This is a genomic window from Stenotrophomonas sp. Iso1 (assembly GCF_027497995.1).
GTDB lineage: Bacteria > Pseudomonadota > Gammaproteobacteria > Xanthomonadales > Xanthomonadaceae > Stenotrophomonas.
The window spans coordinates 364,791-376,576 of the sequence record NZ_JAODBT010000002.1; the positions used below are offsets into that span (position 1 = coordinate 364,791).

Consider the following 11,786-nt stretch of genomic DNA (forward strand, 5'->3'; position numbering starts at 1 on the left):
TAATATCCTATGGCGTAGCGTCTCCGGCACCACAGACGGAGACGCCTCATGTTGGATTGGAATGAATATCGTCGTGAGCTGAAAGGTCGCATCGGCGAGCTGGGCAAGCTGTCGCCCGATACGCTCAAGGGCTATCTCACTCTCAGTGGAGCTGGCGCGCAGACCGCGCATCTGGACGGCAAAACGCGTGAGCTGATCGCGCTGGCCGTGGCGGTGACCACGCGTTGTGACGGCTGCATCACCACGCACGTGGATGCAGCGCTGAAGCAGGGTGCCAGTCGTGAAGAGATCGCTGAGGCACTGGGTGTTGCAGTGGCGCTCAACGCCGGTGCAGCGATGGTGTATTCGGCGCGCGTACTGGATGCGGTGGCCGCCCATGACTGAGCCGTGTTCATAGAGCGGAGTCACGCTCCGCTGGGGGTTTTTCGGTATTCCCTATGCCGAGCATAGCTCGGCACTCAGCGGCCTTCAGCGCAACTGCGCGCTGGCAAAATCCCAGTTGACCAGTTTCCAGAAGGCCTGCAGATAACGTGCCCGGTCATTCTGGTAGTCGGTGTAGTACGCGTGCTCCCACACATCGCAGACCAGTAACGGCGTGCTGTCGCCGGTCAGTGGGGTATTGGCATTGCGGGTGGTGGTGATGGCCAGCTTGCCGTCCGGGTGCTGCACCAGCCATGCCCAGCCGGAGCCAAACAACGCCATCGCGGCGCGATTGAATTCCTCGCGCAGCTTCTGCACGTCGCCGAACTGCAGGTTGATGCGTTCGGCCAAGGCACCATGCGGCTCGTCGCCGGCGCGTGGATGCAGGCACTGCCAGAAAAACGCATGGTTCCACGCCTGTGCCGCGGCCTCGAAGAGGCTGCCCTGACTGCTGCGGACAATGTCCTCCAGCGACAGTTCGTCCATCTCGGTGCCCGCGATACGGGCATTGACCGCATCCACATAGGCGCGGTGATGGCGGCCATGGTGCAGGTCGAGTGTCTCTGCCGAAATGTGCGGTTGCAGCGCAATGCGGGAGTAAGGAAGTTCAGGCAGTTGTACGGGCATGGTGCATTTCTTTTCGAGGAGAGGGCGCCGGGAGTGGGCCGGCTCGGCTTACAATTGGCGGCCACGGAAAGTCTATCCGACCAGGACAGGCCGTTCTTTCGCAGCAGGGAGAATTCGAATGCCGGTGATGGAGCAAATCCAGGCTGAGGTGGAACAGCATCCCCTCGTCCTGTTCATGAAAGGTACGCCGCAGTACCCTATGTGCGGTTATTCCAGTCGCGCGGTGCAGGCCCTGTTGGCTGCTGGTGCGGTTAATTTGCGTACGGTCAACGTGCTGGAGTTCCCCGAAGTGCGTGCCAATCTGCCGCGCTACTCGAACCTGCCTTCCTTCCCGCAGTTTTATATGCATGGTGAGTTGATCGGCGGTTGCGACATCATTCTGGAACTCCTGGAGTCCGGTGAGCTCAAGCGCATCGTCGCCGAGGCCGGGCAAGCGTGAGTGCGCAGCCACGGAGTGCCGGGATGCCGGAACTGGGTGGCAGGGTGGTGTTGGTAGCAGGTGCGGCGGGTGGTTTGGGGGCTGCGGCCGCCAATGCCTGCGCGGCGGCCGGCGCCACGGTGGTATTGCTGGGGCGCAAGGTCGCCAAGCTCAATCGGGTCTATGACAGCGTCGCCCGGCTCGGGCCGGAGCCGCTGCTGTATCCGCTGGATCTGGAGGGGGCTAGTCCGGACGACTATGCGGCCCTGGCCGAGCGATTGGAGTCCGAGCTGGGGCGGTTGGACGGATTGTTGCACTGCGCCGCCAATTTCCCGGGGCTGACGCCATTTGCGCTCGGTGACCCGGCTGCGTTCGCACGCGCCATCCACGTGAACCTGACCGCCCGTGCCTGGCTGACCCAGGCCTGCCTGCCGCTGTTGCGGCAGCGCGAGGATGCGGCAGTGGTATTTGCGCTGGATGACCCGCAAAGGGTCGGTCAGGCCTACTGGGGAGGCTATGGCGTCGCTCAGTACGGATTGCGGGGCTTGTTGGATTCCCTGCATCACGAACTCGGCAACGGCCCGGTCCGGGTCAGTGGGCTTCAGCCCGGGCCAATGCGCACTGGGCTGCGCGCGCGCGCATTTACCCATGAAGAAGACGCGGTGGCGGTCGATCCGGTCAACTACGCGCAGGCCTGTGTGCAGTTGCTGGCCGCCGACGGCGCGCCGTGGCGGGGAAGGGTGCTGGAACTGCCTGCATGACTGTCCTGTCGGCAGCCTTGATGCTGTTCCTGATCCTGGATCCGCTGGGCAATATTCCCGTTTTCCTGAGCTTGCTCAAGCCGCTGACACCTCGCCGGCAGCGGGTAGTGCTGATCCGCGAGTTGCTGATTGCCCTGGTCGTATTGATGGGTTTCCTGTGGGGCGGGCGTTATGCGCTTGAGCTCATGCACCTGCGGCAGGAGTCGGTGGCCATTGCCGGTGGCATCGTGCTGTTCCTGATCGGTATCCGCATGATCTTTCCCCGGCCGGAAGGTCTGATGGGGGCGGTGCCTGACGGCGAGCCTTTCATCGTGCCGATGGCCATCCCGTTGGTGGCCGGCCCCTCCGGCATGGCAGCGGTCATGCTGATGGGCAGCAACGAGCCCCATCGGCTGGGGGACTGGAGCTTGGCGCTGCTGTTGGCATGGGGTGCCACGGCCGCGATCCTGATGTCGGCGCCCCTGCTTTACAAACTGCTGGGGTCCCGCGCGTTGATAGCCCTGGAGCGGCTGATGGGCATGCTGCTTGTCGCTATTTCCGTGCAGATGCTGCTGGACGGGCTGGCGGCCTACCTCACGTCAATCCATTAAGCGATTGATTCGGCGATTCTTGTCTTGTTGCAGTGCCGCACGACTGTCTTGTTCCAGTCATAAATTGTCATTACCGTGTTAACCTTATCTTAACCGTTGCGGCTGCAACCGCCTCGGTAAGGGACCCCCAGATTCAAGCCGATCAGGCGCCCGGTTGACCCCGGGGCTGAAGGATCGCGTTTTTTCTCAATCGCCAACTCGTTTCGAGGCTACCTACCAATGAATCACCCTCATATCAGGATGTCCAAGCTTGCACTTGGCCTGGTTGTCGCCCTTGCGGCAGCCCCGGCTTTTGCTCAGAACACCTCCGCCGGCATCGGCGGCCAGGTCACCAACAATGGTGGTCAGCCGGTTTCTGGTGCTGAAATCACCATCACCCACGTCGAGTCGGGCACGGTCAGCCGTGCAACCACCGATGCGGCTGGTCGTTACAACGCACGCGGCCTGCGTGTTGGTGGCCCGTACACCATCACCATCAACAAGTCCGGTGAAGGCACCAAGACCGAAGAAGGCGTCTACCTGAGCCTGAGCCAGACCAACACTGTCAACGGCACCCTGGCCGGTGACCTTGCCGCGACCACGCTGGAAGCAGTGCAGGTCATGGCAGTGGGCGGTGGTTCGGACGTGTTCAGCGCCAACAAAATGGGCGCTGGTACCTCGGTGTCGCAGCAGCAGATCGAAGCGCTGCCATCGATCAACCGTAACATCCAGGACTACGTGCGTCTGGATCCGCGCATCAGCCAGAGCGACAAGTCGCGTGGCGAGCTGACCGTTGGTGGCCAGAACCCGCGCTTCAATGCCATCCGCATCGACGGTATCAACACCAGCGACACCTTCGGCCTGGAATCCAACGGTTTCCCGACCATGCGTCAGCCTGTGTCGATGGATGCCATCGAAGCAATCAACATTGACGTGTCCAACTACGACACCACCATCACCGGCGCTACCGGCGCAGTGGTTGATGCCGTGACCAAGTCGGGCACCAATGAATTCCATGGTTCGGTCTACGGTACCTACCGTGACAAGGACATGGTTGGCGATCACCCGGTCACCGATGCCAAGTTCAACGGCTTTGAAGATGAGAAGACCTGGGGCGCGACCTTCGGTGGCCCGATCATCAAGGACAAGCTGTTCTTCTTCGCAAATTACGAGAAGTACGAGCGCAGCCGCGCAGCACAGTCCTACGGTCCGCGTGGCTCCAATGCCACCAACGTGATCGATATCGATCCGAGCTTCATCGCTGAAGCCCAGAAGATCGCCAAGGACGTCTACGGCGTTGACATCGGCACGCTGGACGCACCTGCTGAAACCAAGCAGGAAGTCGAAGAGTACGCCGTCAAGCTGGACTGGAACATCAACGAAGACCACCGCGTCTCGGCTCGCTTCTCCAAGCTGGAACAGGTTGATCCGAACCTGGTCGGCAGCAGCCGCTCCACCTCCTACGGCGGTCACGGCATTTCCGCCGCCGGTCCGGCGCTGGGCCTGAGCAGCCGTTGGTACGACATCAACAAGGAAGTGAAGACCAGCGTCATCCAGTTGTTCAGCGACTGGAACGAAAACTTCTCCACCGAGTTCAAGGTCGGCCGCCGTACCTATGACTCGCTGAGCAGCGTTTACTCGAAGCTGCCGCAGATCATCATTGGTGGTGGCCCGGGCAACTCGGCAGTTGCTCCGCCGTACCTCAATGCCGGTGCTGACGAGTTCCGTCACGGCAATGACATCAGCACCAAGACCACCAACGCCTATGGCGCTGCCAACTGGTACGTCGGTGATCACACGCTGAAGTTCGGTTTTGATTGGGAATCGAACGAAATCTACAACCTGTACGCGCAGAACATCTGGGGCACCTACGGCTTTGCCAACCTGGATGATTTCCGTAACGGGCACTACTGGGTGTACGACCTGAATGCACCGGTCCCGGGCAAGGGCATGGATTCGGTGGCGATGCAGTACAAGCACCGCAACACCGGCCTGTTCGTGCAGGACACCTGGGCGGTGAACTACAACTTGAACCTGATGTTCGGCCTGCGCGTCGATATTCCGGATCTGGATGACGTGCCGGTGCACAACGAGCTGGTGCAGGAAATCTACGGTTACGACAACCGTCAGACCCTGGACAAGGCGCTGGTGCAGCCGCGCTTCGGCTTCAACTACACCTTCGACAGCGATCGTCCGACGCAGCTGCGTGGCGGCCTGGGCCTGTTCCAGGGTGCTGCGGCCAATGTGTGGGTGGGTAACTCCTACCAGAACAGTGGTTTCGGTCTGATTGGTTACAACCAGCGCATCACCTCCGATATGACGCAGGCGCAGCGCGAAGCGATCTGGGCCAACCTGCCGGTCTCGCTGGATCCGAACAGCCCGACCGTACCGTCGCCGGCTTCGGGCTACAGCATGATGGTCAACCTGATGGACAAGGGCATCCGCCAGCCGTCCGTGTGGAAGGCCAACCTGGCGTTTGATCACGAACTGCCGTGGTACGGCATCGTGGGCTCGGTTGAGTTGCTGCACACCAAGGTGAAGGACGCCATCGCGTTCCAGCGTTTGGATCTGGGCAACGTCAATGCCGTGCGCGGCCAGGACGGTCGTGAGATGTATTGGTCCAACGCGTACACCGGTACCGGTGTTCGCGCTGGAAGCAACACCAATGTAGGCGCCATCGCCGACACGATCCCGGGCTACGAGAACGTGACCGGCTGGCACAACGACGGTGTGATTCTGTTGAAGAACACCGACAAGGGCCGCAGCACCCAGTTCACCGCCAGTCTCAGCAAGCCGCTGACTGATGTGTGGGGTTGGTCGCTGGGTTACACCTACACCGACGCTACCGAAGTCAGCCCGCTGACCTCCTCGCGTGCTATCTCCAACTGGAACAACGTCGCCGGTCTCAACCCGAATGACGTCGTCGCCGGTACTTCCAACTACGAGATCAAGAACCGTTTCACCGGTAGCCTGCAGTTCCGCAAGGCGTTCTTCGGTGACAACTACACCACCTTCTCGATGTTCTACGAAGGCCGTTCGGGCCTGCCGTACAGCTGGCGCTTCCGGAACGATGCCAACGGTGATGGCTACAGTAACGACCTGTTCTACGTGCCGGGTGGCCGTGGTGACGTGATGTTCACCGGCGGTGCGGCGATGGAAGATGCCTTCTTCGCATGGTTGGATGGCCAGGAAGGTCTGGCGGCATACCGTGGTGGCGTTGCTCCGCGCAACAGCCAGCGCAATGCCTGGGTCAATACCTTCGACGTGCGCATCAGCCAGGAGCTGCCGACCTTCTTCAAGGGTCACAAGGCTGAGATCTGGTTGGACATCATGAATGTTGGCAACCTGCTGAATAAGGATTGGGGGCAGGTCAGCTATGCCTCGCCGTTCAGCGATCGCGGCGCTGCGTCCTTCGCAGGCATCGATCAGGCTACCGGCAAGTACATCTACAACTTCGATCCGAACGCTGTCACCAAGGTCAACCTGACCGATTGGGAATCGCGTTGGTCGATGCAGGTGGGCTTCCGCTACAAGTTCTGATCGCTTGATTGATCGGATGTAAACCGAAAACGGCCGGGGCAACCCGGCCGTTTTCCTTTTCATGGGGGCAGCGCTAAAGTCGATCGCCAAAGAGAAGGAGTTGAAGTGGAAATTATCAAGAGTGAAGGGGCAGCGAGGGCGCTGCCGGTGCAGGATGCGCGTATCTACCCGCGTGGCGGGCTGGATGTGCTTTCGCGTACCGAAGTGGCACGGCTGCGTGATGCATCCGGTGGCGGTATGCATGAGTTGCTGCGCCGTTGCGCGCTGGCCGTGCTGACCAGCGGTAGCGCCTCGGATGATCCGCGCGCTGCACGCGATCTGTATCCAGATTTCGACGTGCAGGTAACGCAGCAGGATCGTGGTGTTCGCATTGACCTGAGCAATGCGCCCGCGGCGGCCTTCGTCGATGGTGAAATCATCCGCGGTATCGCCGAGTTGTTGTTCTCGGTGGTGCGCGACCTGGCCTACATGGCCATCGAATTGGGCCCGGAATACGCATCGGACCTGGAGACCTCTGACGGCATCACCAATGCGGTGTTCGGTGTGTTGCGCAACGCGCGCATTCTGCAGCCAAGCGACCCGAACCTGGTGGTGTGCTGGGGTGGCCACTCGATCTCGCGTGACGAGTATCTGTACACCAAGCAGGTGGGCTACGAGCTGGGCCTGCGCGGGTTGGACATCTGCACAGGCTGTGGCCCGGGCGCGATGAAGGGCCCGATGAAGGGCGCCACCATTGCGCACGCCAAACAGCGCAAAACCAATACGCGCTATATCGGCATCACTGAGCCGGGCATCATCGCCGCCGAATCCCCGAATCCGATCGTGAATCACCTGGTGATCATGCCGGACATCGAGAAACGCCTGGAGGCGTTTATCCGTCTTGGCCATGGGATCATCGTGTTCCCGGGTGGTGTGGGTACCGCCGAGGAGATCCTGTATCTGCTCGGCATTCTGCTGCGCGAGGAAAACAAGGAGCTGCCGTTCCCGCTGATCCTTAGTGGCCCGGCCATCGCTGCGCCTTACTTCGAGCAGATCGATCGTTTCATTCGCCTGACGCTGGGCGACAAGGCCGCTGAGCGTTACGAGATTGTTGTTGGTGATCCGGTGGGCGTTGCGCGCAAGATGGCGCAGGGTATCAAGCGCGTACGTGAGTTCCGTCTGGCCCAGCGCGATTCGTTCTTCTACAACTGGCAGGTGGAGATTCCGCTGGAGTACCAGCAGCCGTTCGTGCCTACCCATGAAGCAATGGCTGGCCTGAATCTGCACAAGGGGCGTCCGGCGCCGGATCTGGCGGCTGACCTGCGACGTGCGTTCTCCGGCATCGTTGCCGGCAACGTCAAGGAAGAGAGCATGCGCCGCATCGAAGAGTTCGGGCCGTTCAAGATCCACGGCGACACCGAAATGATGCAGGCACTGGACGAATTGCTACGTGCGTTTGTCGAGCAGCGCCGCATGAAGATCTCGGGTGAGTACCACCCGTGCTACCAGGTGGTGGCTTGATCCTCGGCGTCTGAGTACGTCTGAAAGCCTCCTTCGTGCAACGCGAAGGAGGCGGGGCCGCGGAATTGTAAACGTGGTATCTGGCGCGAGATGCTTGCTGCTGGATATCGCCGCGACGAGGGAGTACGGAAGCTTCGGTCTGAAATCAGACGCGCCGTGGTGGCTAGTTGGAACTACTGCTATCCAGTCCAAGGCATGCCTGCAAAAGCTGCCGAATGTTCTTCAGATCGGAAGCGTGACGGTGGCGATATGCCGTCCGTTTTCAATGCGGGTGATGACGTCGCCTTCGCCGTTGGTCATCGCCTGGATGCGGGCCTTGGTGGACTCCAATCCGACCTTGTGGCTGGTGCGCAACGGTCGTGCGCCACCTGACGGCAAGTTGTTTTCGATCGTGATGCTGATTCGCTGCTTGTCCTGCGCCACCGAGATGCGGATTTCACCACCTTCGGGCGATGGCTCAATGCCGTGATGGATGGCGTTCTCGACCAACGGCTGGATGGAAAGCGTTGGCACCTGCAGCTGTGGAAGTGGCGATGGCAGTTCCCAGTGGACGTGCATGCGCTCACCGAAACGCAGCGCTTCGATTTCCAGGTAGCGTTTGGAGAGGGCGATCTCCTCGGCTAGCGGTATCTCCTGCGGGCCCGCCAGTGCGGCGCGAAAGAGGTCGGCCAAGTCCAATAGCAGGCGCTCGGCATCCTCCGGTCGCTGGTGGACGAGCGCTGCGCCGGTATTGAGTGTGTTGAACAGGAAGTGCGGGCGGATGCGGGCCTGCAGGGCCTCCAGCTCGGCTTGTTTGGCGCGGACCGCAAGTTGGCGGGCGCGCCAGTGGTTCTGAAACGCCGCCAGGCCTAGCAAGCCGAAAGTGACGGTGATTCCCGTGAAGCGCAGCAGGGTTGGGAGCCAGTTTTCTGAAGAGATGGGTAGCACGCTTTTGAGTGCCCACCAGCTGGCGGTGCAGACAAGCAGGTTGCAGGCCACCAGCACCAGCAACGTGATGTTTGCGATCCACGTCGGTGGCAGTCGAGACAGCGGGTTGCGCAGCAGATACAGCGCGCCCAGCGTCGACAGGGATATCCACTGCACCATCAGTGACAGGGCGCCGAACAGCACCCACCGGTTGTCGTTGTGCTCCGGTGCCAGTGCAAGAATGATGGCAAGGCCTTCACCGGCCAGGATCGTCCAGGTGATCGCCGGTGCCTTCCATAGGGTGTCCAGCGGCGTGATGGTGGGCTGTTTGGGCATGGGCGGAAGACGGGTTGCCATTGGTCATGGGCGATGTGCCGTCCATCGGCCTGCGGATGACGGACGGGCGGGGCTGGCTTAGCGTGTCAGCTTAGTCAATCTGGGGAGCTTGCGCATGGTCGGGAACATTCCGGCGGGGAGCGTAAGGGCGCTTGGGAAGCGCTACGGCAAGGGCTTTACGCTGGTCGAACTGATGGTCACGGTGGCGGTGGCGGGCATCATCGCGGCCATTGCTGCGCCCAGCTTTAGCAAAATGATCAGCCACAACCGTTTGGTGTCCAGCGGGAATGAAATGATCGCCGGCCTGCAGGTTGCTCGCACCGAAGCGATTACGCGACGAGTGACGACAACCTTCTGCCCCAGCAATGACGGCGCAAGCTGCTCAGGTGCAGTCGGCAATCAATGGATTGTGCTCTCGACCACGGGGGTGTTGCGCTCGGTTGCAGCTAACCCGAAGGTCTCCCTGAAGACCAGCGCCAATGTCGCGAGCGGTAACACGCGCATTACATTCACGCCTTCGGGCTTTGTCCAGGTGGGTGCAAAAAGTAGCGGCACCATCTCGTTGTGCGCAGCGGACCTTTCCGGTCAGAACGCGGTGGACATTTCGGCTGCGGTGGTGCGCATCACCAGCGCCAAGCGTGAGGCGGGCGCGAACTGCTCCGCTCCGGGAGACATCTGATATGAAGAACAACACGCGCATGAATTCGGCGCCAGCCAGGCAGCGCGGCATCGGCATGATTGAGGTGATGGTGGCCGTGCTGATTCTAGCTATTGGTGTGCTGGGTATCGCTGCCTTGCAGGCCATAACTTTGAAGAATACTGGCAGCTCGGCCAGCCGCACCCAAGCAGCCGTGCAGGTGTATTCGATGATGGACATCATCCGGGCTGATCGCGGCAATCTGGCTGCTTACAACACCAACATCTATGTCGCAGGTGAGTTGGACAAAGGCGATCCGGGCAGCATGGAGGGATGGCTAGGCGAGTTGAAGCGGACTGTCGCGCCTGATGCCATGGGTCGGGTGGTCTGCGTTGCAGACAGTATGACCTGCACAGTGGGCGTGCAATGGAACGACACGCGTGCCACTGGTGGTATTGCTACGGAACAGGTTGAGGTGGCCAGTCAGTTATGAAATCCAATATGGGTGCCCATCAGCGGGGCTTTACGCTGATCGAATTGATGGTGGCGCTGTTGCTGGGCCTGCTTGTTGTGGCTGCCGCAGGCAGCATTTTCATGTCGAATCGGCGCGTATATGGCGCCAGCGAAGCGGTGAACCGCATCCAGGAAAACCAGCGCGCTGCGTTTGAGATGATTGCACGCGACATCCGTGAGGCCGGTATGAATCCGTGCTCGCGCTTCAATGCAGCCAATCCGATCACGGTGCAGATCACGGCACCCAATGCGCAATTCTGGGGTCGTTTCGCCAATGGCGTTTTTGGTGGCACCGCAGGTGGGCGCGATTTCGTTGCCTTGTATCTGGCCAATGGTCAGCAGTACCGGGTCACTGAGCATGCGCGGCCGGATAACGCGCTGACCCTGAACTCCGTTGACAATCTGGCAGCAGGTCAGCAGTTGATGGCTTGTAACAGTGACCACGCCATTGCCTTTCAAGCGACGGCTGTTTCCGGTTCAACGGTGGAACACGCAGCTGGCACGAATTGCGGGGCAGGGCTTACGCCGGCACCGGATGCCGGCAAGTGCAGTGAAACGATTTCGGGCCCCGGTTATTGCTTCCATATTGAAGGCGTGCCGAGTGCGGCAGATTCGCTCGCCTGTCCGCGCGGTATTGGCCGCTCCCCCGGCTTTGTGGTGGCACCTTATGAGGCGCGCTGGACGGTAGAAGACAACGGCCGAGGTGGCACCTCGTTGTATCGGGTAGCGCAGAACGGTCGGAGTGAGATCGCCGAAGGCATCACTGACATGGCAGTGCGCTACAAGGTGGGTGATACGGGCGATTATGTGGATGCAGCAGCTGTGGCCGGTGGCAACAATTGGTCGCTGGTGACCGCGATTCACCTGGTGATGACGTTCCAGGCGCCGCGTGGAGCGATGGCAGCCGGTGATGTGAAGGGTGAAGACGGCACTGTGCTGCAACGGACGATGCAGGATTTCATCGTGCTGCGGAACCATCAGGAGGACATCCTATGAAAACGATGAATTCTCTTTCGATGCGGCAGGAACAATCCGGCGCTGCTCTGATCGTGGTGTTGATGTTGCTGATTGTCATCACCTTGCTGGGGTTGGCATCAATGCGTGGGGCGATCATGCAGGAGCGCATGGCGGCCAATACGATTTCCCGTGGGCTTGCCTTCCAAGCGGCAGAAGCGGGCCTGCGCCAAGCGGAAATCGTGGTGCGCGACGCCGCTACGGTGACCTTTCCTGCGTCGGGATGTGATGCCGGTCGCTGCGCGACCCCAAAGCCCGATGAAGAGCCCGCATGGGCCGCCAGTGATTTCTGGAAAGATGGCGGTGGTCAGTACCAGGCCGGCAAAGCGATGATGAGCTACGACGGTGAGGTAAGCATTGAGCCGCGGTTTGTGATCGAGGACTTTGGCACTTCAGTCAGTGGGGGCGGCGCGTCGGATTGCATTGATGTGTCCAAGGCCTGCATCAAGACCACCGAACAGAGCGTTTATCGCATCACCTCACGTGCCGCCACAGTCGCTGGCGCCGAGGTCATTGTCCAATCGTTGTACCGCCGTTGACGGGGC

12 protein-coding genes are annotated in these 11,786 nt (G+C 60.7%); 10 read left to right on the forward strand and 2 right to left on the reverse strand.

Annotated elements, in window-relative coordinates; genetic code table 11:
- The first annotated feature begins 48 nt into the window (after positions 1 to 48).
- Entirely contained in the window at positions 49 to 384 is a 336-nt protein-coding gene (locus PAN08_RS10615) for a carboxymuconolactone decarboxylase family protein (RefSeq protein ID WP_269791485.1), read from the forward strand.
- An 84-nt stretch (positions 385 to 468) separates the two neighbouring features.
- Here PAN08_RS10615 and PAN08_RS10620 read toward each other — a convergent pair whose 3' ends face one another.
- The gene (locus PAN08_RS10620) at positions 469 to 1,047 is read right to left on the reverse strand and encodes a superoxide dismutase (RefSeq protein ID WP_269791486.1); all 579 of its coding nucleotides are present in this window, start codon (positions 1,045 to 1,047) and stop codon (positions 469 to 471) included.
- 118 nt (positions 1,048 to 1,165) lie between these two features.
- Between PAN08_RS10620 and grxD the strand changes: the two genes are divergently transcribed.
- The 5 genes from grxD to ppnN all read left to right on the forward strand — a co-directional run bounded on the left by grxD (position 1,166) and on the right by ppnN (position 7,835).
- On the forward strand, positions 1,166 to 1,486 hold the full coding sequence (gene grxD, locus PAN08_RS10625) for a Grx4 family monothiol glutaredoxin (RefSeq protein WP_057635604.1): 321 nt from the start codon (positions 1,166 to 1,168) through the stop codon (positions 1,484 to 1,486).
- A 23-nt stretch (positions 1,487 to 1,509) separates the two neighbouring features.
- Entirely contained in the window at positions 1,510 to 2,226 is a 717-nt protein-coding gene (locus tag PAN08_RS10630) for an SDR family NAD(P)-dependent oxidoreductase (protein WP_269791487.1), read from the forward strand.
- Positions 2,223 to 2,816, forward strand: a complete 594-nt coding sequence (locus PAN08_RS10635) for a YhgN family NAAT transporter (protein WP_269791488.1) — start codon at positions 2,223 to 2,225, stop codon at positions 2,814 to 2,816. Before PAN08_RS10630 ends, PAN08_RS10635 begins: the two co-directional genes overlap by 4 nt.
- 240 nt (positions 2,817 to 3,056) lie before the next feature.
- Complete coding sequence (locus PAN08_RS10640; RefSeq protein WP_269791489.1) at positions 3,057 to 6,335, forward strand: TonB-dependent receptor; 3,279 nt, start codon at positions 3,057 to 3,059, stop codon at positions 6,333 to 6,335.
- 111 nt (positions 6,336 to 6,446) lie between these two features.
- Entirely contained in the window at positions 6,447 to 7,835 is a 1,389-nt protein-coding gene (ppnN, locus tag PAN08_RS10645) for a nucleotide 5'-monophosphate nucleosidase PpnN (RefSeq protein WP_269791901.1), read from the forward strand.
- A 222-nt stretch (positions 7,836 to 8,057) separates the two neighbouring features.
- Here ppnN and PAN08_RS10650 read toward each other — a convergent pair whose 3' ends face one another.
- Positions 8,058 to 9,077: a sensor histidine kinase gene (locus tag PAN08_RS10650; protein ID WP_269791490.1), complete on the reverse strand. Its 1,020-nt coding sequence runs from the start codon at positions 9,075 to 9,077 to the stop codon at positions 8,058 to 8,060.
- A gap of 115 nt (positions 9,078 to 9,192) precedes the next feature.
- On the opposite strand from PAN08_RS10650, the gene PAN08_RS10655 reads away from it, so the two are divergent.
- Genes PAN08_RS10655 through PAN08_RS10670 form a run of 4 tightly spaced genes read left to right on the forward strand, consistent with a single transcriptional unit; the run spans position 9,193 to position 11,780 of the window.
- Positions 9,193 to 9,756, forward strand: coding sequence for a GspH/FimT family pseudopilin (locus PAN08_RS10655; RefSeq protein ID WP_269791491.1), 564 nt, complete (start codon positions 9,193 to 9,195; stop codon positions 9,754 to 9,756).
- A gap of 1 nt (position 9,757) precedes the next feature.
- Entirely contained in the window at positions 9,758 to 10,207 is a 450-nt protein-coding gene (gene pilV, locus PAN08_RS10660; RefSeq protein WP_269791492.1) for a type IV pilus modification protein PilV, read from the forward strand.
- On the forward strand, positions 10,204 to 11,223 hold the full coding sequence (locus PAN08_RS10665) for a prepilin-type N-terminal cleavage/methylation domain-containing protein (RefSeq protein WP_269791493.1): 1,020 nt from the start codon (positions 10,204 to 10,206) through the stop codon (positions 11,221 to 11,223). The genes pilV and PAN08_RS10665 overlap by 4 nt, the downstream gene beginning before the upstream one ends.
- Positions 11,220 to 11,780 (forward strand): PilX N-terminal domain-containing pilus assembly protein, encoded by a 561-nt coding sequence (locus PAN08_RS10670; protein WP_269791494.1) that lies wholly within the window; start codon positions 11,220 to 11,222, stop codon positions 11,778 to 11,780. Before PAN08_RS10665 ends, PAN08_RS10670 begins: the two co-directional genes overlap by 4 nt.
- Positions 11,781 to 11,786 lie beyond the last annotated feature (6 nt).